The organism is Megasphaera hominis (assembly GCF_014269395.1).
In the GTDB taxonomy this organism is placed as follows: Bacteria; Bacillota; Negativicutes; order Veillonellales; family Megasphaeraceae; genus Megasphaera; species Megasphaera hominis.
Map to the genome: position 1 here is coordinate 73,478 of NZ_JACOGK010000004.1, position 23,901 is coordinate 97,378.

At 52.7% G+C, this 23,901-nt stretch carries 15 protein-coding genes and 1 riboswitch; of the genes, 2 read left to right on the forward strand and 13 right to left on the reverse strand.

What is annotated here, in order from left to right; all coding sequences use genetic code 11:
• Positions 1 to 52 precede the first annotated feature (52 nt).
• Positions 53 to 189, reverse strand: a riboswitch (FMN riboswitch).
• 61 nt (positions 190 to 250) lie between these two features.
• From H8J70_RS02235 to trkA, 12 genes are all read right to left on the reverse strand, one after another.
• Positions 251 to 784 (reverse strand): hypothetical protein, encoded by a 534-nt coding sequence (locus tag H8J70_RS02235; protein WP_186502190.1) that lies wholly within the window; start codon positions 782 to 784, stop codon positions 251 to 253.
• 140 nt (positions 785 to 924) lie between these two features.
• Positions 925 to 1,371, reverse strand: coding sequence for a large conductance mechanosensitive channel protein MscL (gene mscL / locus H8J70_RS02240; protein WP_186502192.1), 447 nt, complete (start codon positions 1,369 to 1,371; stop codon positions 925 to 927).
• Between the two features lie 75 nt (positions 1,372 to 1,446).
• A complete protein-coding gene (locus tag H8J70_RS02245) occupies positions 1,447 to 1,779 on the reverse strand; it encodes a YerC/YecD family TrpR-related protein (RefSeq protein ID WP_186502194.1) in 333 nt (110 codons plus the stop codon).
• 125 nt (positions 1,780 to 1,904) lie between these two features.
• Complete coding sequence (locus H8J70_RS02250; RefSeq protein WP_186502196.1) at positions 1,905 to 5,537, reverse strand: PolC-type DNA polymerase III; 3,633 nt, start codon at positions 5,535 to 5,537, stop codon at positions 1,905 to 1,907.
• Positions 5,538 to 5,564: 27 nt separating this feature from the next.
• Positions 5,565 to 7,085 carry a VanW family protein gene (locus H8J70_RS02255; protein WP_186502198.1) on the reverse strand — a complete coding sequence of 507 codons (1,521 nt, stop codon included), beginning with the start codon at positions 7,083 to 7,085 and terminating at the stop codon, positions 5,565 to 5,567.
• A 35-nt stretch (positions 7,086 to 7,120) separates the two neighbouring features.
• Entirely contained in the window at positions 7,121 to 8,167 is a 1,047-nt protein-coding gene (gene holA, locus H8J70_RS02260; RefSeq protein WP_186502200.1) for a DNA polymerase III subunit delta, read from the reverse strand.
• Positions 8,157 to 10,298, reverse strand: coding sequence for a ComEC/Rec2 family competence protein (locus H8J70_RS02265; protein WP_186502201.1), 2,142 nt, complete (start codon positions 10,296 to 10,298; stop codon positions 8,157 to 8,159). Before H8J70_RS02265 ends, holA begins: the two co-directional genes overlap by 11 nt.
• Positions 10,295 to 10,831 carry a ComEA family DNA-binding protein gene (locus tag H8J70_RS02270; protein ID WP_186502203.1) on the reverse strand — a complete coding sequence of 179 codons (537 nt, stop codon included), beginning with the start codon at positions 10,829 to 10,831 and terminating at the stop codon, positions 10,295 to 10,297. Before H8J70_RS02270 ends, H8J70_RS02265 begins: the two co-directional genes overlap by 4 nt.
• A 191-nt stretch (positions 10,832 to 11,022) precedes the next feature.
• Positions 11,023 to 12,474, reverse strand: coding sequence for a TrkH family potassium uptake protein (locus tag H8J70_RS02275; protein ID WP_186502205.1), 1,452 nt, complete (start codon positions 12,472 to 12,474; stop codon positions 11,023 to 11,025).
• Positions 12,475 to 12,520: 46 nt separating this feature from the next.
• Entirely contained in the window at positions 12,521 to 13,972 is a 1,452-nt protein-coding gene (locus tag H8J70_RS02280) for a TrkH family potassium uptake protein (protein WP_186502207.1), read from the reverse strand.
• Positions 13,973 to 14,020: 48 nt separating this feature from the next.
• A complete protein-coding gene (locus H8J70_RS02285) occupies positions 14,021 to 15,466 on the reverse strand; it encodes a TrkH family potassium uptake protein (protein WP_186502208.1) in 1,446 nt (481 codons plus the stop codon).
• 2 nt (positions 15,467 to 15,468) lie between these two features.
• Entirely contained in the window at positions 15,469 to 16,815 is a 1,347-nt protein-coding gene (gene trkA / locus H8J70_RS02290) for a Trk system potassium transporter TrkA (RefSeq protein ID WP_186502210.1), read from the reverse strand.
• Positions 16,816 to 17,012: 197 nt separating this feature from the next.
• On the opposite strand from trkA, the gene H8J70_RS02295 reads away from it, so the two are divergent.
• Positions 17,013 to 18,560, forward strand: a complete 1,548-nt coding sequence (locus tag H8J70_RS02295) for a putative polysaccharide biosynthesis protein (protein ID WP_186502212.1) — start codon at positions 17,013 to 17,015, stop codon at positions 18,558 to 18,560.
• Between the two features lie 125 nt (positions 18,561 to 18,685).
• Positions 18,686 to 20,587: an NAD(+) synthase gene (gene nadE / locus H8J70_RS02300; protein ID WP_186502214.1), complete on the forward strand. Its 1,902-nt coding sequence runs from the start codon at positions 18,686 to 18,688 to the stop codon at positions 20,585 to 20,587.
• Between the two features lie 135 nt (positions 20,588 to 20,722).
• Here nadE and H8J70_RS02305 read toward each other — a convergent pair whose 3' ends face one another.
• On the reverse strand, positions 20,723 to 23,890 hold the full coding sequence (locus H8J70_RS02305) for an efflux RND transporter permease subunit (protein ID WP_186502216.1): 3,168 nt from the start codon (positions 23,888 to 23,890) through the stop codon (positions 20,723 to 20,725).
• Between the last annotated feature and the right edge of the window lie 11 nt (positions 23,891 to 23,901).

Consider the following 23,901-nt stretch of genomic DNA (forward strand, 5'->3'; position numbering starts at 1 on the left):
AGTCTTTTTATGTCAAAGGAAATACACCCGGACGGCCTGCACCTGTCCCGGCTTTTGTCTTTTCCCATCCAGACTATACTGTCGGTATCGAAATTGCATCGATTCGGCTCCCCTGCGGGAGGTCGCGGACTATCACCGCCGGTCAGGAATTGAAAGGGTTCCCTTTCGCACCATGCCCTAAAGACTAAACGATATGTAGATTGTGTATATAGAAATACTTGCATTACATTATATCATGCACATAGTAAAATTACAAGCGGCTCATGAGCTCTTCCATAACGCCTGTCGTCGACGTTTCCACCGGCGGAAAACGGCGCAGGTCCGAATGGGCTTCGATGTAACCGAGGAATTCGCAGATACTGTTTTCCATATCCTGCAGGCTGTCTTCGTTGAGATTTTCCAGAAGGGCCGGTACGTTTTGGTCGTAACGGCACAGGAGTGCGCGAAGATGGGTAAATTCCGTATGGGCGGCTGTACCAAAAACAGCCCGCATAAGTACGTCATAGAGGGTACACAGGGATGGTACAGAGCGCACGTCTTCACTCTGCCCCAGGCGGGAGAGCCAGGTCATGACGACGCTCGTAAAGAAGGTATATAAGGACATGGCTGCTGCCCGTTCATAGCGCTGGGCCAGGAGTTTATTTTTCTTGTGCCCCTTGGCTGCGTGAGCAGCGGCTTTCTTAAAGAAAAAGCGGTAATCCCGCCATAAATCCTCGTGAATAGAATTGCGGAGAATATCTACGTCTCCGCTGCCAAAAATGGTAATGCCTATCTTCGCTTTCATAGACTTTGACAGCGCGCGGCCCTAAGGGACCACCGTGTCTGTCTCCTCTCTGTATATGATTTATTTTCTAATAGGTTTTATTACTAGTCTGTAACCTAAAAGAACTCCCGGAAAAGCCGGGAGCTCTTAGTATACCGCACTTATTGAAGCGGCGGCAATTCGCTGGTGCAATGGGGGCAGCGCGTAGCGTCATCGGCTACAGGCTGTTTACAGTACGGGCAAAGGCGCGGTTCCGGAGCGGGTGCCGGGGCCGGACGCATACGATTGATCTGTTTAATAACGAGAAAGATAGCAAAGGCTATGATCAGGAATTCGATCAATACGTTGATAAACGACCCATAGGCAATAACAGGAATACCTGCCGCTTTGGCATCAGCCAGCGTTTCTACATGCTGGGTCAAGCTGAGGGGAATAAAGAAATCCGAGAAATCGATACCACCGAGAAGAACACCAATAGGCGGCATAATGATATCATTAACCAGGGATGTAACGATTTTGCCAAAAGCACCGCCAATAACAACGCCGACGGCCATATCAATGACGCTGCCGCGCATGGCAAACTCTTTAAATTCTTTAAAAAATCCCATGTCCATCACTCCTAACATTATAATTTAAAATGATTCTCTCCTTATCGTACAATATCTCATTTTAAATTGCAATGCTTATTTCTTCTTAATACCGATTTTTAACAAGTCAGGGTTCTTTTCCGCCATGCGGTCGAGGATTTTCCCATAACCGCCGCTGCCATAATTGAGGCACCGTTTGATACGGCTGATGGTTGCCGTACTGGCGCCTGTCTGTTTGACGATGTCTTCGTAAATATCGCCGGCCTTGAGCATGCGCGCTACTTCCAGGCGCACAGCAATGGCCCGCATTTCCTGAATCGTGCAAATATCTTCAAAAAACTCGTAACATTCATCTATGGACTGGAGCTCCAATACTGCTGCAAAAAGCTGGTCATGCAGATGATCTCTCAGTTTTTCATTGACTGCCATATGGACACCTCGTTTACTTTCATGCTTTAACATAGTAAATCTTTTCTCTTTATTATAGCTCAGAACGGGTCTCCTGTCGATACCTGAAAAAGGAAGGGCCAAACACAAGGTCCGGCACCACTTCCTTACATAGCAAAGAGATCGAGCAGTTCGTCTTCAGGCAAATCACCGAGGCAGCCATATTCGCTCATCAGGTCCAGCATGGTCTTGCCTACTTTACCGCGCAGCTTGAGGTCCGCTTTGGATGTGAAAGGACGTTCATTGCGGGCCGTTACAATCTGTTCGGCAACGTTTTCGCCAAGGCCGTCGATAGCCGTAAAGGGCGGCAGTATTTTGCCATCGCAAATGGTAAACTTCGTCGCATCGGAACGGTTAATATCGACATTGAGGAAGGAATAACCGCGCAGGCTCATTTCCTTCGCCAGTTCCAGGGCCGAATAGAGATCCTGGTCGATTTTGGAGGCACTCTTGCCCATGGCTTTGATTTCCTTCATAGCCTGCTCCTGTCCTTCCAGGCCGTGTACCATGGCCGAAAGCTTAAAGGCCTTGGCGCGGATCGTAAAGTACGCCGCATAGTAAGCCAGGGGATAATTGATCTTGAACCAGGCAATGCGGAAGGCCATCATAACGTAGGCCACGGCATGGGCACGGGGGAAGAGGTAGCCGATTTTCAGACATGATTCGATGAACCATTCGGGAATGTGCCCTTCCCGCAATTCGCCTTCATAATCGGTCGTCTTCTGGCCCAGCTTGTTCGGCTTGTCAATGCCCTTGCCTTTACGAACATTTTCCATGACCTTGAAACTCGTCTTGGGTTTGATACCGTGCTGAATCAGATAGTTCATGATGTCATCACGGGTGGAAACGGCTTCTTTCAGCGGTACGACCTTGTTCCGGATCAAATCCTGGGCGTTGTTCAGCCATACGTCTGTACCGTGGGAGAAACCGGAAATACGTACCAGTTCGGAGAAGTTCTTGGGCTTCGTGTCGACGAGCATTTGCCGGACAAAGGGCGTACCGAATTCGGGAATGCCCAGGCTGCCTACAGGCGAGCCCAGTTCTTCCGGCGTCAGGCCCAGGGCCTTCGTCGAGCTAAAGAGGCTCATCGTCGCCGGGTCATCAAAGGGAATGGACTTGGCGTCTACGCCGGTCATGTCTTCAAGCATGCGGATAACCGTCGGGTCATCGTGACCGAGGATATCGAGCTTGACCAGACGGCCTTCGATGGAGTGATAGTCAAAGTGAGTCGTAATAATGCCCGTATCCTTCTTATTGGCCGGATACTGGACAGGCGTAAAGTGATGGACGTCCATATCACGGGGAATAACCATGACGCCGCCCGGGTGCTGGCCCGTCGTATTCTTGACACCCATGCAGCCGTTGACCAGGCTGTTGACGAAGGCATCGTTGACCTTAATCCCCTTGGCGTCGGCCCATTTCATGACGTAGCCGTAAGCCGTCTTGTCTTTGACGACACCGATCGTACCGGCGCGGAAAACGTTATCCTTACCAAAGAGTTCTTCCGTATATTTATGGGCTTTCGGATGGTATTCGCCGGAGAAGTTGAGGTCAATATCCGGTACTTTGTCGCCATCGAAGCCTAAGAAAATAGCAAAAGGAATGTTGTGCCCGTTTTTCTGGAGCTCTGCACCGCAATGGGGGCATTTCTTGTCAGGCAAATCGAAGCCGCCGCCGTATTCGCCATGCGTAAAGAATTCACTGTACTGGCATTCAGGGCACACATAGTGTGGCGGCAAGGGATTGACTTCTGTAATATCGGACATGGTCGCAACGAAGGACGAGCCGACAGAACCACGGGAGCCTACGAGGTAGCCATCGTCGTTGGAGTGCTTTACGAGCTTGTGGGCAATGTAATAGAGCACGCCAAAGCCGTGTCCCAAAATGGATGTAAACTCTTCGGTCAGGCGGTCTTCGACGATCTGCGGCAACGGGTTGCCGTAAATCTTGTGAGCTTTTTCATAGCACATCTTTTTCAGGGCTTCCGAAGAACCGGCAATGCGCGGGAAATAGAGGGTTTCCTTAGGAATAGGCCGGACGTAATCGATTTCATCGTTAATGGCGTTCGGATTCGTAATGACGACTTCCCGGGCCCGTTCTTCACCGAGATAGGAAAACTCTTCCAGCATTTCATCGGTCGTGCGGAAATAGAGATCCGGCTGGTGCTGGGCATCCTTGAAGCCCTTGCCGGTCATGAGAATTTCCCGATAGATTTTGTCTTCAGGATTCATGAAATGGGCGTCACACGTAGCGACGGTCTTTTTGCCCAGTTCATCACCGATGCGCAGGATCTTACGGTTAATATCGCGCAGCCCTTCGTCGTCCGACACGAGGCCTTCGCGGACGAGAAACTCGTTATTCGTAATAGGCTGGATTTCCAGGTAGTCGTAATACGAGGCGATCTTCTTCAGTTCTTCATAGGGCAGGTTTTTCTGCACCATAGAGCGGACCAGCTCGCCGGCTTCACAGGCCGAGCCGAGAATGAGTCCTTCGCGGTATTCGTTGAGGACGGCCCGGGGAATACGCGGACGGCCACGGTAAATATATTTCAGGTGGGAAATGCTGACCAGCTTGTACAGGTTGCGCACGCCGATCTGATTTTTCGCCAGGATAACGATGTGGTACGATTCGTCTATTTTCGTATCGAAGAGGTACCCTTCCATGCCATAAATAACCTTGACGTTGTTGGTTTTATTCGTCGAGACGTCCTGCAAGAGCGGGAACGACTGGACGACACCGTGGTCCGTCACGGCAACGGCGGGATGATGCCATTTCTTGACGGTTTTGATGAGGTCCTTGACCGTAATGAGGGCATCCATATCGCTCATGACCGTATGCAGGTGCAGTTCGACACGGGGCGTCGGGTTCGTATCGACCCGTTCTGTCGTCGTAGTAGCCGCCGGCATGATGCTGTCTACGTTGAGAACGTAATCGTTGAGATAATCGCTGTACTTGACGTCGCCGTGCACCTTGACACTGGCGCCGACCTTCAGGTTGGCCTGCAGAGCATCCAGTTCTTCCTGTGTTATCGTGTTGCGGCGGCGGAATTTACTGTTGCCCTTGGCTACATCCAAAAATTTCTGGGCCGAAATGCCATTGGTCTTATCGGCCAGCTGGAAATTGACGATAATTCGCTTGGTCTTCGTTTCCCGGAATTCGACTTTGACAACGTCTCCCTGGAACAGTACATCCGGCCGTTCTTCACCGATGACGTCGTTAATAGGCGTTACTTCGCCCTTGACGTATTTACCCAGCCAAACGCGGCTGTCCTTTGTCGTACTGCCGGCAGAACGGGATGCTTTCGTACTGCCCGAACTGCCACCCTTAGCTTCATTAGCTACGGCCATGCAGGCTTTGATGTACGCCGGATCGTTGCGCAAGGAATCATCCGGCTCTTCCTGGTCATATATATCTTCATGGGGAATATCATAGCCTTCCATATCCTGACAATCGACATTAGCTATAGCATTGAGATCGGCATCGGTCTGGCTGAGGGGCATATCACCGCCGTGATGGAGAAATTCCACACGGTTTTCAACGGTAACCTCACCGGGCAGGGAAAGATGTGATACGACTGCTTGTTTCAGAGCTGCTGCATCTTCTACGTTCCAATCGGTCCGGGTCCGCACGTGCCAGTGCCGGCCTTTTTCTTCCGCACAGATTTCCTGTACCAGAAGATACTTATTTTCTGCAATGGGCAGAGAAAACTCTGTTTTCGGAACAATGTGCAAAATTCTCATAGGGATTCCTTTCTATATGGTTAACGGTCATTCACTCTCCCCAGCGTCTGCGTCACCAGCTGCAGACGGGGACACGGCTTCTTCGGCCGGGGCTTCCGGGATTTGCGTCGGGTCATGGGGTGCATTGAGCATGGCATCCTGTGGCTGTTCGCCGTCGAGGTTCGTCGTCTGTACCGTTTCTTCTGACGACGGTCCCGGCGTGAGGATGATTTCCGAGTTAGGGTCGTAATGGGAAACGATCGTATCGGTATAATGATCGCCGTCGGCGTAAGCCACAGTGCGGCGGATTGTAATATCGTGGCCGTCGTAGCCTTCCTGATCACGTTTATCTTCTGTGACGGAATCGTCATGACGATGGATGACGCGGTGAGGCAGTGTTTTTTGCGAAACCGTGGCAAAAGACACGTTGCATGTATCGGCGTGATTCCCCAGAATATAGACGGTCAGGGAGCCTTGGTTCATTTCCGTGCAAATATACACGGGATGTTTAAACGGATTAGTAAAAGCGAAATCCAGCGAGTTATCGGCTACTGTCGCATCCATACCGACGGGTACGTAGCCGGCCGGTGCGTAATGGGGCGAACGGCTGGCGATAATCATGCCCGAACGCAGGGCTGCATTAAAGAGGGTCGTACTCACCTGGCAGACACCGCCGCCGGCATCGAGGACGACTTTATTATCGAAATAAACCGGTGCGTCTTTGTAGCCCTTATCGCGCGTACGCGTGCCGATTGTATCGTTAAAGGAGCAATCCTTGCCGGCTGCCACAAGGGTATGATTGAGGAGCTTTTGGGCAATGTTGATGTTTTCATCGCGATTGCCGTTGACGCCGTCAAAATGGGTCGTATAGTACGTCAAGACCGTATCGATATCCTTCAGATCAGCTTCTTTGACCTTGGCTTCTGTACGTGCTGTGACCGGCACAGCGACGGCAGCCGTACTGCCCTGGTGCAGTTCATCTACGACGCGCTGCTTTAAAGCGTCCGCATCAATGGTGATCTGCGCTTTTTCTTTATGAATTTCTACACCCCCCTTGCCTGTCGGCGAGGCATAGGCGTCTTGGGGCTCTGCATTATAGGAATCATGGATCTCGCCGATAGCCTGCGTCAGCTTCTCGTCATCGACAGCAATGGAAAGAGGTACGTCCTTGCCAAAGCGCAAGGTCTGCACGACATCGGCTACGCGCTGCCAGGGAGTACCCGTGCGGCCGACGAGCAAGGCTTCGTCCATAATGCGTTCCCTGTCGAAATGGCCATCGAGTTTCTCCAAAGCCAATGTTTCATTGACGCCGTCTGCCTGGAGGGCCAGCGTCTTTTTGCCCAGCTCCCCTTCCCGTTCGTCCAAGTACGCATTAATATCGTCTTCCGTCAGATTGGCTGCCTCCTGGCCGTCAATGCTTACCAAGGAAGCTGCCTTGGTCTGGGCAGCAAAGAAGGTGCCACCGCCAACGACACAGAGGACGGCTACACCGGCGAGTATTTTTTTCCAAGGCCGTTTATGTTCCTTGATGCCGTGGCTTTCGCGATAGCGACGGCGGTAGTCTTTCATTCTCTCTTTTCTTGCTTTTTCTTCATCCTGCAACGTTAAGCCCTGCCTTTATGGTGACAATATAAGCAAATGAGCTGTTCCATATCGATGGGCGCAGCCATACCTCTGCGAATATTGAGCTGTAGTGTAAATATCTGGCTGATGAGTTCATCCAGTTCTTCTATTTTCCAATATGAAATCACTTTTTTCAAGCTATATAACGCATATTTTACAGATTTTCCCCGATTGACGCCGGTGAGGATTTCATCACACTGCCGGGGCGGACAATGGGCGGCTAATAATTCCTTATAGGCCCGTAAGAGCCGCAGGCGCGTAATGACATACCCCGTATTCTTCAGAAAGGCATCCTGCTTGGCGAAGAGGCCATCTACAAAGGGCAAGGTATGGGCCCCATCGCGTTGGAGAAAATAATCGGTAAAGGTAAAAAGATTCTTTTCCATAGAACCGGCAAAGAGGGCCGTCAAGTCCTTCGCGTCGATCTGCTTCGTGCCATCGGGAAGCATGATCTGCAGCTTATCCAGTTCGGAAAAAACGTACATGAGGGGAATCGTTTCCCACGTCTGAAAGAGGGCCCGCAAATAGCGGTCGCCCCGGCTGGTTAGGGAAAGGTTATGCTGCGCCAGGTAGTCGTTGACATAGGTCATGACCGATTTGTTATCGACAGGGCGGCATTCTGCCACGTCGGCCAGCTTAGACAATTCCTTGAAAAAGACACAGCCCGTATCGAGCTTGCTCGTTTCTTTGGGCATCTTGGTAATAAAAAGGAGACCATTCGTTTCGGGCATATTCTCCATTTGCGCAAGAAACCACGTCTCTTCCTTCGTCAGCTTACTGCGCGAACGGCCGCCATGCTTGATGGGCAGCAAAGGGCAATCCTTCCAAATGACCAGGCCGCTGCCGCCAAAAAGGGATGATGCCTGAAAGGCCTCCACCACCGTGGCTACAGGTACGTCTTTTTCAAAAACCGTCTGTTCCGGCGCTTCCCCGGCCCGCTGCTGGCAGGCTGTGAGAAAGCGGCGTTCTTCCCGTTCCATGAGGTACGGTTCATTACCGTATATACACTTAATATTGCTATGCTTCATGAGCGGTGCCTCCTGCTGTCGTATAAGACCAGGTTCCCTGGCGCCACGTTGCCGTAATGGCACCGTCCAACGCCGGTGTAAAACAAGGAATACCATAAGCCTGGCCCAAGCGCCGCCATTCTTTCCAGGCCCTGTCGGAAAAGGCCTGGCCGCTGTCGTAGACGACGAGAGCCGCTGCCTCTTTGGGAAAGGCTTCCGGCGAAATTCCCTGCAGGGACCGTACTTCCAGGCAGGCCATAGACGGCCAGTCTGTATGGGGAATCGTATCATAGACATAATAAGGCAGAGAAACGGCTGCGGCCGTATAAGGTCCTGCCTTTTCACCTGCTTCGATGACCTGCTGCACGGCCAGATTGCTGCACAGCTGCGTCGCCGTAGGGCCTGTAGTTTCACCGCTCACGGTAACACTTTCTAAGGCAAAGATGCCGTGATAGCGCAAGGCCGGTACGAGGACACAGGCAGCCTGTTCGGGATTAGACCATCGGCTCTTATTATACCACAAGTACGCCGAACTATCATCATGGACGACGCACGTAGCCTTGTCGTTTCCTACGTCGAAAATATAGACCGTAAGCTCCGGTTTTTGCCACCACGCATAGCACGACGGCACGAGAAAAACCAGTGCCGCCAGCGGCATGAGCAGGCGGCGTTTTTCCGGCAAGAAGAAGATGGCTCCGATGAGGAGATAATAGGCAGCGGCACTATACCAGGGCAGGGCACCGAGCCACCAGCGGCTGTGCGGCAAGGAGGCGAGAAAATAATTGCCCTTGACGGCCAGCTCCATGAAAGGCTGAATGACTGCCAGTAGTACCTGGCCCAAGGGCAGAAAGAGAAGGCCTGCGACGGATGCGGCCAGGCCCAGCAAAATAACCAGATCGAGGATGGGGCCGACGAGGATATTGGCAAAGACCGAATAGACCGGCAAGGAGGAAAAGCTGGCCAGGAGCAAGGGTACGAGCAGGAGCTGCGCACTCACGCAGACGGCAATACCGTCACGCAAAAAGGGTGGTAAGGCCGTGAGGACCCGGCTTATAGGCTGGCGCAGGAGGATGATGCCGGCAGAAGCACCATAGGACAGGCGGAAGCTCAAATCAAAGAGCAGGCAGGGACTATAGATGAGCATCACCAGAGATGTCAGGGCCAGGGCGTGAAAGGCCGTATAGTCACGGCGGGCAACGAGACTGCCGGCAGCGATGATGCCCATGGCTGCTGCACGCACGACGGGCGCCGTAAAATCCGACAGGGCTCCATAAAAGAGAACGACCACAGCGGAAAGAGAAAAGAGCGCCGCTTCCCGTAATTTCAAAGACCGTCCCAGAAGCTGGATCAAGGACAGCAAGAGAGCTACGTGGGAACCCGATACAGAAAGTATATGGATAATCTTTGTCGAACTGAAGCTTTCCAGGAGAGCCGGTGGCAGTTCATCGTAATGGCCGCCAAAGAGAAGGCTGCTCAGCATGTTTGCCTGATCTCTGGAAAGGACAGTCCCATAGAAAGCTACCAAGCGCTCGCGCAGGGAATAGACGACCAGGGAAAGTCCCCGTGGCGGCGCAAGGATACGTACAGGCGTACCGGCCTTGGCGTAGGCTTTGAGGAAGATGTCCCCTTCCCGATCACGGTGCCTGGCATCGTAAAGACCTTCGTTGCCGTAATAGCGTATGGGCCGTACAGCCGCCGTCACGGCCAGACGTGTAGACGGGATGTACTCTTTGCTGCCCGGCAGCGTCACGTACAGGTTTCCCGTGGGCTCGTCCAAAACGGCAGCACCGGCAGCGCTATAGGCCAGGCGGTCCAAGGTAAGGACATAGCGGGTCAGGGTCCCTTCGTCCGTACTGTAGGAGTTCTTCTTCTCTACAACCGTTCCTTCTATGTACCAGGTTTTGCCGGCCAGGTGCACCGGTAATGACGCATAGTGCCGGGCATCCCACTGCATTCGTCCGGCACCGCAAAAAAAGACGGCTATGAGGAGCAGAGCCAGAAAGAGATGCGGCTTTTGCCGGGCCAGCCAGCAAAGGGGCGCACAAAGAGCGGCTAAAACAAGCCAGCTGTACCAGGGCAAACTAAAGGCATCGGCCACGGCAATGCCACAGGCGAAGGCCACCGCCATGGCCAGGCCGAGATAGAGCTTCATACAGAAACCTTATCCTTGAGTTTGTCATATTTAGCCTGGCCAATCCCTTTGACCTGCTGCAGTTCTTCTATGGAGGTAAAGCTGCCGTGTTCTTCGCGATAGGTCAGGATCTGTTCGGCCATGGCCGGACCGACGCCAGGCAGTTCCGCCAGCTTTTTGGCATCGGCTTCGTTGATATTGATGGTGCCATCGTCTACAGCGGCCCCGGCAGGAATGCCGTCGAGGTTATAGGGAATGTGGACGTGCATGCCATCGTGCACGCGGGCGGCAAAATTTACAGCATCAGCACTGGCATAGGGCAAGGCTTCCCCTGCGGCCTGGACGGCTTCACCGACGGTTACGTCCTTGGCAAAGGTATAGAGGCCAGGCTTGCGCACGGCCCCGGTAATATAGACGTACAAATCAGATGGCTGGGGCTCCTCTACGCGCGGTACTGCGGCCGTACGGTCAGCCGTCAGTTCCCCTAAGGACGTACCGAGGACCTGCCAGGCTGCAAAGGCCAGGAAAAACAGGATGACGAGCAGCTTTTTCATAGGTTCCTCCTTTTCAAAAAAAACAGCTTCCGGCGCACAAAGCGTCAGAAGCTGTTTTTCCGTGTAGAAACGATCTAAAACAAAAAAGAAACAGAGCATGAATAGGAAACAGTATAGGTATGGGTATATTATAGCATACTGCTACAAAGGCGGCCATATTCTTTACCCTGTTGGAATGACTGCAAATTGTCCTACCAATTCCCCTTGCTTTTCCAAAAGCTGCGGTGCAGCATAGCCAGTACCGTAAACAGTTCCAGCCGCCCAAGGAGCATGGAAATGCAAAGAATAGATTTGGAAAAGACCGAAAGGCCGGCATAGGTACTCGTTGCGCCAGTAATGCCAAAGGACGGTCCAATACAGCCCATGGTCGTCACGCTGATGCCGATGGCATCGAAAATATTGATACCATCCCACGTGAGGAGGAGGGCCCAAAAGGCAATGAAGGCTAAATACAGAAAAAAGAACTGGCTCACGCGGATGACCGTATCTTCGTTGACGCGCTTATTATTGACACGCACTTCGGCAATCATGCGCGGATGAACGCGCTGGAAGACCAAGGTCCACAGGGAACGGCACAGGATAACGACACGGGAAATCTTAACACCTGCCGCCGTCGAGCCCGTACAGCCGCCACTGATCATGAGCAGCATGAGGATGCCCTTGGAAAAGCCCGGCCACTGGTCGTAATCGGCCGAGACAAAACCAGTCGTAGCAATAGACGCTGCCTGAAAGGACGCGTAGCGGATGGCCGTAAAGAGATCGATAGGAAAGGCCTGCAGCAAATCGGCGGCAATGCAGGCCGTAGCCAGGCCGAGGATGAACAGGTAGGCCTTAAATTCCGTATTTCTGCGGACGACGCCAAAGCCCTTGCGGTAAAACTGGTAATAGAGACCAAAGTTACCACCGGCGAGGACCATGAAAAAGGTCATCCACCCTTCAATAGCCGGACTGTCGAAATGGGCAGCACTTTGATTATAAATAGAAAAGCCACCGGCAGAAATAGTCGACATGGCGTGGTTGAGAGCGCTGAAAAAGTCCATGCCGCAGAGATAAAAGACGATGATCGCCACGACCGTAAAGAGCATGTACATGCGAAAAAGCATGTGTGTCGTATCGCGCAGGCGCGGCAAGAGCCGGTCTGCCGTCGGGCCCGTATCCTCGGCGTTATGCATGAAGACCGTATGCTGCCCCGATTCAGGCAGGATGGCAATGAAGATGACGACGATCCCCAGGCCGCCGAGCCAGTGGGTCAAGCTGCGCCAAAAGAGGATGCTAAAAGGCAGAACTTCCAGGTCTTCAATGACTGTCGCCCCCGTACCGGTAAACCCGGAAATGCTTTCAAAGACGCCGTCCAATAGATTGAGGTAGCCGCCGACGACGTAAGGCAGCATGCCCAGGAAGGTTGCCAGGAGCCAGCCCAGGCCCGTAATGGCAATGCCTTCGCGCATAGTGAGACGCTTCGTACGGATGCGGCCAATGCGCAAAAGAACGATGCCACACAAGGCCATGATGGCAGCCGAAATTATAAAATAAATCAGATCGTCTTCCCAATATACGAGTGCCATGAGCAGGGGCACACAGGTTACACCGGCCTCAGCCAGGGAAATCTGTCCCAGGAAGCGGCAGACAACACGATAATCCATAGACTCACCTCTTTTGCGCAGAATTGATAGTATGTTTCCTTAGGAATTACCAGCCGCTGCGCCGCCAAAAGGCAGGCATGAGAAGAGCCAGTATGGGATACATTTCCAAACGGCCGAGAAGCATGGAAATACAAACGACGATCTTGCTGAGAACAGGCAGGTCCGCATAGGTACAGGTCGGGCCTACCATGCCGAAGGCCGGACCACAGCTGCCCATAGTAGAAACGCTGAGACCAATGGCATCCAGCGTAGGGACACCATCCCAGATAAAAAGGACCGACCAGAGCGTATCGAGGAATACATACATGACAAAAAAACGCATGACGCCGTATAACACATCTTCACTGTAATCGGAACCATTAGAATGGACGACGAGAACGCTACGCGGCGCCAGCTTTTGCCGCACGAGCGTATATATAGATTTTACCAGCAGCTGCAACCGCGTCATTTTCAGGCCGCCGGCAGTCGAACCGGCACAGCCGCCGCAGAACATGAGAAACAACAGGAGGGCCCGGGAAAAGGCCGGCCACGTATCGAAATCAGCCGACACGAAGCCGGTAGACGAGGAAATGGATGCCGCCTGAAAAAGGGACTGCCGGAAAGCCTCTACCGGTGCATAAGCGAGGTCACTCACAAGATTCCAGGCCATGAGGGCCGTCGTCACGAATACGAGGCACACGTAGAGGCGGAACTCTGCGTCCTTCAAAATCACCTTAGGGCCCTTGCGCCAGGCAGCGACGTACAGGCCGAAGTTGGCGCTGGAAATGATCATGAAAAAGGTAATCCAGCCTTCAATGAGGGGACTGTCAAAATGGGCCACACTGTCGTTATACGGCGAAAAACCGCCTGTAGCGATGGTTGAAAAGGCATGATCCAGAGCGACGAGAAAACTCATGCCACAGAAATAATACGCTGCCGTCGCCGCTGCCGTAAAGACGACGTACACGAGGAACAAGGCCTTGGCCATTTCCCGGATACGCGGCATCATGCGGTCCGACGTAGGACCTGTACTTTCGGCATCGATCATGTGCCCCATGCCCCGGCCGAGTTGGGGAAAGACGGCGACGAAGATAACGACGATACCGAGGCCGCCAAACCAATGGGTCAGGCTGCGCCAAATAAGAATGCTGCCCGGCAGGGCTTCGATATCCGTAAGCACCGTAGCGCCTGTGCCGGAAAGGCCGGAAATACATTCCAGCGTACCATCGAGAACATTCAAATAGCCGCCAAATACATAGGGCAGCATGCCCAGGAAGGTAATGAGAATCCACGCCAGTCCTGTAATGGCCACGCCTTCACGGCCCGTCAGGGTTTCACTGGCAAAGTTCCCCTTCTTTTCGAGGATCCAGCCCAGGCAAAAATTGATGACCGCCGCCATAAAGAGCGGTACAAGGCCACCGTCCTGCTCAATCAGAGCAATAACCGCCGGAATGAGGAGAACCAAGCCCAGCGCCTTGGCAATACGGCCCAAAAAATACAATACTACACGTATATCCATGAATAGTGCACTTCTCTCTTTCTACTGTGCTGTCTCAGGCCACAGTGGTTACCATTTGCTGCGAAATTGGGAAATCACAGTCTGTATGACGACGAGGAAGGAAAAGATTTCTATCCGTCCCAGAATCATGACCAGGCTGCAATACAATTTGGTCCATACAGGCAGTGTCGCATACGCATCGAGGCCATACAGAGCTGCCGTCGAGCCGACACTGGAAAGGCAGCCTGCAGCCAGGCCCATGGCTTGGAGCAAGGTCACGCCGGATAAGGAAATAATCAGCATGGACAGGAAAAAGACAGACATATATAAAAAGAAAAAGCTAAGGACACGGCTAATAATCCGCATGGGCACAGGCACATTATCGATTTTCAGGCTAATGACCATTTGCGGGTGGAGCGTGCGTTGCATTTCCTTAATGGCCATACGAAAGAGGACGATAATACGCATAACCCGGAGGCCGCCTGTGGCCGAACCGATACAGCCGCCGACGAATACCAGGAGAAATAAGGCGTAGCGGTCAAATTCAGGCCAGCCTGTAAACTGGGTAGATGAAAGGCCTGTCGTACTGATAAAGGAAATAACTGCAAAGAAACCATAGCGCAGGCTTGCCAGGCCATCGAAGGTGTGCGTATGCCAAAGGTGAAAAGAAATCAGGATCCCTGCGACAGCGATAATTCCCAGGAAGGTGCGCAGCTCGTGATCGCGGAAAATTTCCAGCCAGCGTTTCCGGGCAAAGGCCTTCCAAATGAGGAGAAAGTTGCAGCTCGCTACGATCATCGAAAGGATGGCCGCCAGCTCGAGGAAAATGTTGCCGTTGCCTACGACATCGAGGGACATGAGGGTACCACTCGTTGAAACCGTATCCATCGACCAGGCAAGGGCATCGGTCGGCGCCAGGCCGGCCAGAAAGTACAAGACAAAGGATAATACCGTAATGGCAATATAGACCTTGCCAGTCTGGATGGCTGCATTGTCCATGCGCGTCAGCATAGGGCTAAAGGCGATACTCTGGTGGGCCGACAGGACGATGCCGAAACCGCCGCTGACCTGCGGTATGATAGTTACGACGAGGATGATAAAATTGAGGCCGCCCATCCATTCCATCATACTGCGCCAAAGGAGGATAGAATTGGGGACCACATCGTAATCGAGAAAACTGAGGCCTGTCGTCGTATAGGCAGAAATACTTTCAAAAAATGCGTCTGCCGGCGCCAGGAGGCCCTGTAAAATATACGGTGTCATGCCGATAAAGCCCAGGAGAAACCAGACGGAAAGCAAGTAAACGGCACCTTCAGCTACGCCAAGCTGTTTCTTATGCACGTGGCCAGTCCGTTCGAGAAAGACCCCTAACGCCAACGTCACTACTAAGGGCATGGCGTAGGACAGTTCCGTATTCTCCTGCCAGAGCATGGCGCAGACCAGGGGTATAGCCAAGGCCGCCGCGTTCAGCAAAGCCATCCGTCCCATAATGAACAGATAAAGGCGTATACTCATGACTAGTCCCTGCCTTTAAAATAACGCATAACTGTTTTGGAGTGTTCTGTCTGGATAAAGAGGATCGTCCGGTCACCAGCTTCGAGGACAGAGCTGCCGTCCGGAATGTGGGCCACGTCATCGCGCACGTACGCACAGACCAGGCATTCCCTTGGGAGCCGTACATCCATAAGGCGTTTGCCTGCGACAGGCGCACCGGCCTGGACGATGACTTCTACGGCCTCAGCCTTGGCCCCTTCAAGAAGTGATACGGATACAACGCCGCCACGGCGGGCGAAGGCCAGCACTTCACTGGCAGAAAGGAGACGGGACGAAAGGACGATATCGACACCGACCTTCTGCATGAGGTCTACATATTCGATGCGGGCTACACGGACGATCGTCTTTTTGGCACCAAAATGCTTGGCAATAAGGGCCAGCATGAGGTTCAGCTTGTCATCTTCTGTAATACAGATGACTACGTCCGCATCGGCTACGCCTTCCTGGACGAGGAGGTCGATATCCGTGCCATCGCCACAGATGGCAATGCCGCTGTTTAAATGATCGGCAACGAGGCGGCAGCGTTCGCGGTCCTTTTCAATGACCTTTACATTGACGTCCTGATCGTCGAGCATGGCTGCCAGGGAGCGGCCTGTCCGGCCGGCGCCGATAATCATGACCCGTTCGACCTTTTTTGTGCCGCTGGGGACGAAGTTGGTGCTGAATTTTTCAATGGCTTTGGGATCGCCAATGAAATAGGCATTATCATGAGGCAAGAGACAATCATCGCCATGCGGGATGATCATGCGGTGATCCCGGAAGATCATGCCGGCCAGAATAGATTTTGGCATTTCCAAATTTTTTAAGGGAATGTTGGCCAAGGGCGAATGGCGGCGTACCTTCGTTTCAAAGAGACGGACCTTGCCGTTGGCAAAATCTTCTACGTCGAGAGCTGCCGGCATCATGAGGATGCGGTCAATTTCACGGGCCGTAATCAATTCCGGATTGAGCATGAGGTCGATGTCGAAATTTTCCCGCAAATAATCTTTGGCTTCCGACATGAACTGCATATCGCGGATCCGCGCTGCCGTATAGCGGATGCCATGTTTTTTCGCTAAAATACAGGCGATCATATTTACTTCGTCTACAGCCGTAACGGCGACGAGGATATCCGAATTGCGGATATCCGGATCGTTCATGGTAATCGGGCTGGCGCCATTGGCCTGAATCGTCAAGACATCAAGGTTATTCTTGACGTTTTCCAACCGATCCTTATTCTGGTCTACTACTACTACATCATACTGTTCGTTTGACAATAGCTCAGCAATACTATATCCTAGCTTGCCGGCGCCAATTATTACAATACGCAAGCGATGTCCCTCCTTTATAAATCGGTATTAGTATAGCATATGTACTGCAATAAAAACAGATTTTATCCCTATACAGCCTAGATTTTACGTAGTCCTTTCTCTATCTTTTTCTCTATAGGTATGATAAAATTAATTGTTTATTGCATAATAAAATTTTGATATGCTCGTCTGTGAGCAGCGTAAAAAGAGGTTGTACAATGGCAAATAAATTCGTCTCCGGGACACTCATCCTGACACTCTCCGGCTTTGTCGTCAAAGCCATCGGCAGTATCAACTGGATTATTCTTTCCCGTATCCTGGGTGGTGAAGGTATTGGTATTTACCAGATGGCCTTCCCTATTTACTTATTGGCGCTAGAAATTTCCAGTGCCGGTATTCCGATTGCAATTTCAATTATTACGGCGGAAAAAGTAGCCCGCCTGGATTATGGCGGGGCCCAGCGGATTTTCCGCGTTTCCCTGTCTATGCTCTGTACGACGGCACTGATTCTGAGTATCCTCGTCTTTTTCGGCTCGCGCCTGCTCATCGATTATCACATTATCCGTGAAAGCCGGGCCTACTATTCTCTCATCGCCCTGGCACCGGCCATTTTCTTCACGACCATCATCGCCGGCTATCGCGGCTACCTACAAGGCTGGCAGCACATGACACCGACGGCGATTTCCCAGATTGTGGAACAGCTCGTCCGCGTCGTCGTCATGCTCGGCTTTGCGGCGCTCCTCATGCCGTACGGCCTGGCCTATGCCGCCGGCGGCGCCAGCCTTGGTGCCGGTGCCGGGGGCCTGGCCGCCTGGTTCGTCCTCATTTACTATTACTATAAGCTGAAACGGGGTCTGCCTAAGGACGGTCCTGTATTCCCGCAGGAAAGCATTACGCACATCCTAAAACGGCTTATCGCCCTGGCCGTACCGATTTCCCTGGCCAGCATCATGCTCCCTGTCGTCTCTAATCTGGATCTGCTCATCGTACCGCGCCGCTTGGAAGTAGCCGGCTATGCGACACACCAGGCGACAGAGCTCTTCGGTTATCTCACAGGCATGTCCGTACCGCTCGTCAACCTGGCAACGATCCTTACGGCGGCTATGGCTATGAGCCTCGTACCGGCCATTAGCCACAGCTTTACCTTAGGCGATAAGGTGGAAATCTACGGTAAGACCGCCGGCGCTATGCGCGTGGCCCTTCTCGTAACGATTCCCTTTTCCGTCATGCTCTACGTCCTGGCTGAACCGGTAGTTACCTTTATTTACAATGCTCCGGCAGCTACGGAAGCTACGCGGGCTGTATCAATTGCCATTTGCTTTCTCGGCCTGCACCAGATTACGACAGCAATCCTGCAGGGTCTCAAAAAGCCGAAAATCCCGGTTATCAACATGGGTATTGCCTGCCTGGTCAAGGTTGCCTGCAACTGGTTTCTCGTCGCCATTCCGGCTTTAGGAATCACCGGCGCGTCCTATGCCACCGTTGCCGATATCGGCGTCGCTGCCGGCCTCAACCTCTTCTTCATTTACCGCAAGACCGGCTACATCATCGACGTCAAGATCATCCTGCGCAATGTCGTCTGCGCTGTCATCATGGGCGTGGTCATGTATTTCCTCTACGCCGCCATCGGTTCAATCGGCCTCTTCATCAGCCTGGCCGTTACGACCATCGTTGGCTCTGCCGTTTACCTGGGCCTCATGGCGCTCTGCGGTGGTGTCACGCGGGAAGATGCAGCACGCGTACCGTTCTTCGGCCGTTTCTTTTGAGCCTGTCAGCTAAGGAAGTTCCTCTGGGGACTTCCTTTTTTTGTTTTACTCAGGTGCAATGCGTCCCTAAATATGATACTATAAATGTAACATTATATAACATTTTTACGTAGGGAGGCTTTTAGATGCTAAAAATAGCACTTGCCCAAATGAAAGTATATCCTGGCGATCCACGCCGTAACGTCACGGTCATGAGGGACTATATCAGCCAGGCCAAAGAAAAGCATTGCCAGCTCATTATTTTCCCGGAGCTTGCCGTTCCGGGATATTTGATTGGCGATATATGGGACCAGCCTGATTTTATTCACGAATGTGTCCGCTTAGGCGATGAGATCAAGGACTTATCCCAGGATATAACAATTATCTTCGGCAACGTTGCGACCGATCCGGAACGCATCAACCCTGACGGGCGGCAGCGCAAGTACAATGCCATGTTCATTGCCCAGGGCGGTAATTTCCTGGCACCGGCCAACTTCCCTTATCCCTTCTATATTAAGACACTCATGCCGAACTACCGGGAATTCAGCGATACGCGTTATTTTACGTCACTCCTCGAAGTGGCCCAGGAAGATCTCGTTTTTGCGGAAGACCTGGTCGCACCAGTTGTACTCCCCCTGCCGGGCGGCAAGACACTTAAAATCGGACCGCTCATCTGTGAAGATAGCTGGGATGACAACTACTCCTTCAAGCCCATGCAGTATTTACAAAAACAATACGGCGTCGATCTCTTCATCAACATTTCCAACTCGCCTTTTACGCTGGGCAAGACCCAGCGCCGGCACCGTCTCTTTGGCAAGGCCATTGACGACCTGCAAGCACCGGCCCTCTACGTCAACTGCACGGGCATCCAGAACAACGGTAAAAACGTTTTTACCTTTGACGGTGCCAGTGGCGCTTACAACAAAGACGGTTCTCTGCAATACGAATGTGACCTCTTTCAGGAGGAACTGGCCATCGTCGACTTCGATGAGGACGCTCATGCCTTCGTTTCACCTGTAAAGAGGAATGAACCTCAGGCAGAAGCCGGTGAAATCTACGCCAGTCTCCATTATGGTCTCCAGTCTTTCCTGGAGAGCACAGGTCTAAAAAAAGTAGTGCTCGGCGTATCAGGCGGTATCGATTCTGCCGTCAACGCGGCCCTGTACGCTACAGTATTGCCACCGGAAAATATTCTTCTCGTCAATATGCCCAGTGTCTACAATTCGGATATGACCAAAAGCCTGGCCAAGGAGCTGGCCGATAACATTGGCTGCCTCTATACGGTCATCCCCGTCCAGGACAGTCTGGAACTGACACGGCGCCAGTTTGCTGCAGCCGAACTGACCCAAAAGGATCAGCCTGCAGGCCTCTTGGAACTGAGCGACTTCATTGAAGAAAACATTCAGGCCCGCGACCGTTCGAGCCGAATTCTCGCAGCCGCTGCGGCAGCCTTTGGCGGCGTCTTCACGTGCAACGCCAATAAGGCCGAACTCTCCGTCGGCTATGCTACACTTTACGGCGACAGTGCCGGTTTCCTGGCGGCAACAGCCGACCTTTGGAAGCATCAGGTTTACGATTTGGCCCGCTATTTGAACGAAACCGTCTTCGGACGGGAAGTCGTCCCTCAAGGCAGTATCGATATTGTACCGAGTGCGGAATTATCGTCCAAACAGGACGTTACTAAGGGCCAGGGCGATCCTCTGGTCTATCCGTACCATGACTACCTCTTCCGCGCCTTTATCGAACGCTGGCAGCGGGCAACACCGCAGACGATTCTCGAATGGTATCTTGCAGGCACGCTGGAAGAAAACCTGGGCTGTAGCGTCAAGGTGGCCGACCTCTTTGCCACACCGGCTGACTTCATTGCCGATTTGGAAAAGTGGTGGCGCCTCATTGCCGGCTTTGCCGTAGCCAAACGTATTCAGAGCCCGCCGCTCCTTTCCGTGAGCCGCAGGTCTTTTGGCTACGACCTGCGCGAAGCCCAGCTCACGCCATATTATACGACGCGTTATGAAGAACTGAAAGCACAAATACTGAAACAAGGCTAAGAGCCCTTACACAGAAACAAGCCTCTATAAGGAAGCGACCTTATAGAGGCTTGTTTTTATCCAAAAATAACTCCGCCCGGTAGTACCAAGGCGGAGTTATTACGTTACTGGCCGAAGTCTATGTAGTCGTGCGATTTAGTCCATGTCCCGCAGGTGGCCTACGGTCTGGGGCTGTTTCGGCGCATGGTGTTTCTTGCCACTACCCAGGTTTTCAATGATGATGAAAAGCATGGGGATGATGAATACACCAAAAATCGTCGCAATAGACGTACCGAAGACGACAGTGACACCCATGGTGACACGGGAAGCCGCGCCGGCGCCGCTTGCCAGGGCCAGCGGCACAGAGCCGACGACGAAGGCCAGGGACGTCATGATAATCGGGCGGAGACGGATCTTTGCCGCTTCGATGGCAGCTGAAACAGGGTCCATACCACGATTATCGACACGCACCTTGGCGTATTCGATGATCAGGATGGCATTCTTGGCGGCCAGGCCGATAACGGCGAGAAGGCCAATCTGGAAGTAAATGTTGTTCTGCTGGCTCAGGATATAGGCAAAGAAGGATGCCCCAAAGAGACCAGCTGGTACGCTGAAGAGCACGGCAAATGGTACTTTCCAGCTTTCGTACAAGGCAGCCAGTACGAGGAAGACGAAGAGCAGAGCCAGGATGAAGACGTAAATCGTCTTGTTGCCGGCTTCAATTTCTTCACGGCTCATGCCGCTCCATTCGTACGTGTAGCCTTCGCCGAGCGTATCTGCAGCCACTTCCTGAAGCGCTTTCAGGGCGTCACCAGAGCTGGCGCCGGCACTCGGGCTGCCCTGGACCGTAATGGCCGGGTAGTCATTGAAACGGTTGATGATCGACGCCGAGCCGATTGGCTTTGGACGAACGAAGTTAGCCACCGAGACGAGGTCATTATTGGCATTGCGTACATAAATGTGGTTATTGGCATCCACGGTCTGGCGGAACTGCGGTGCTGCCTGGATGATAACCTTGAAGTTACGACCGAAGATAGTAAAGTCGTTGACCTGGTACGAGCCGTAGTACGACTGGAGGGTCGAGTACAGCGTGCTCAGGGTAACGCCTTGTTTGGCAACCTGGTCACGGTCGATGTCGAACTGGAAGCCCGGCGTATCGGCAGCGAAGGCCGTGTAGACTGAGCCGATTTCCGGACGCTGGCGGGCAGCGGCAATGAATTTCTGAGCCGTATCATTCAGCTCAGCCGTCGTGTGGCCACCGCGGTCTTCAATCTGGATGGTAAAGCCAGACGATGTGCCCATGCCGTCGATTGGCGGCGGGTTCATAGCCATGAGCTGTACCTGCGGCATCTGGGAGCCCACGCCCATAGTCTTACCGACGAGGGTATCGACGGAAAGATCCTTAGTCGTACGTTTGCTCCAGTCGTCGAAGCTGACGAAGGCCGTCATGCCGTTGGACTTAACGCCGCCGGCAAGAATACTAAAGCCTGTAACGTTCATGACATTGTTGACGCCAGGCTGCTGGCGGAGCCAATTGCTGATCTGCGTTGCCGCTTTTTGTGTTTCCGTCTGGGAAATCCCTTCCGGCAAGGTCGCGTTGACCATCATGAAGGCGTTATCTTCTGACGGCACGAAGCTCGTCGGCATAACGCGGAAGACGGCGCCTGTGAGAGCACAAAGAACGAGCAGGAAGGCTACGACCCATTTCAGGTGCAGTTGCAGGTGAGCCAGGCGTATGCCGTACCAGTCGATGAGGCGGTCAAAAGCCAGGTTGAACTTTTGGAAGAACTTGTAAATGCCCTTTGGATTTTCATTGGGCTTATGGACGTTCAAGAGGGATGCGCACATGGCCGGTGTCAGGGTCAGGGCGACGAAGGCCGAAATGATGACCGACACGGCAATGGTGAGGGCGAACTGTCGGTACAGGATACCGCTCATGCCGCTCAGGAAGGCTACCGGAACGAATACGGCCGAAAGAACGCAGGCAACACCGATAACCGGATTCTGTACGTTCTGCATGGCGATGATCGTCGCCTCTCGCGGACTCTTGGCGTTATATTTTATTTCGTATTCAACGGCTTCAATAACGACGATAGCATCATCGACGAGAAGGCCGATAGCCAAAACCATGGCGAACAAGGTCAGCGTGTTGATAGAAAAATCGAGGACCTTGAAGCAGGCAAAGGTACCTAAAAGGGATACAGGAACAGCAATCAATGGAATGAGTGTCGAACGGCCGCTCTGCAAGAAAAGATAAACGATGAAGGCAACGAGGAGCAAGGCTTCGATGAAGGTCTGAATAACTTCTTCAATAGAGGCCCGGACGAACTTCGTGCTATCGTAAACGACGACATAATCGAGGTCATTCGGGAAAGATTTCTTAGCATTTTCCAGGACCTTCATAGCGCCGGTGACACTCTGCATGGCGTTGGCATCAGCCGTCAGGCTGACCATGAAGCTGGCCGCGTTCTGGCCGTTCAAGTCACTGGAAATGTCATAGCTCTTCTTGCCCAGGTTGACATCGGCAATATCGCCGACACGGACCATGGAACCATCGCTGTTCCTGCGGATAATGATATTTTTAAACTGTTCTGCTGTCTGCAGACGGCCATCCGTACGCAGCGTATACTGGAAGGTCTGGTCGTTCGGCGTCGGCTGGGAGCCAATACTGCCGATAGCAGCCTGTGTATTCTGGGATTGAATAGCTGAGATGACATCCGTTGGCGTAACCTTGAGGATGCTCATCTTCATAGGATTGAGCCAAATACGCATAGCGTAGTCAGCGCCGAATTCCTGTACGTTCCCAATACCGGGGACGGATTTCAAGGCATCCATAAAGAACTGTGTTGCATAGTTCTTCATGAACGTGGCATCATACGTGCCATTTGGGGAAACGAGGGCGAAAACCATAGCCGTCGAACTGGTCGACTTTTCTACGGTAACGCCGGTCTGCGTAACTTCTGACGGCAGTGTAGACGTAATCTGGCTGACACGGTTCTGCGTGTTGACCATGTCCATGTCGTCATCCGTGCCGGTTTCGAATTGCGCCGTCATGGAGTAAACGCCGTTATCGTTACTGGAGCTGGACATGTTGACCAGGCCGTCGACGCCAATCATCTGGCGTTCGATAACACTGGCAACGGTCGTGCCCAAAACATCGGCATTAGCCCCAACGTACGTCGTATATACCCGAATCTGCGGCGGCGTTACGCTAGGATATTTTGCCACCGGCAAGGTTACCATCGACAAAGCCCCGAGAATAGAAATAACCAGGGCAATAACGACGGCAAAGATAGGCCGGTCTATAAAGAACTTAGATAACACGATGTAGCCTC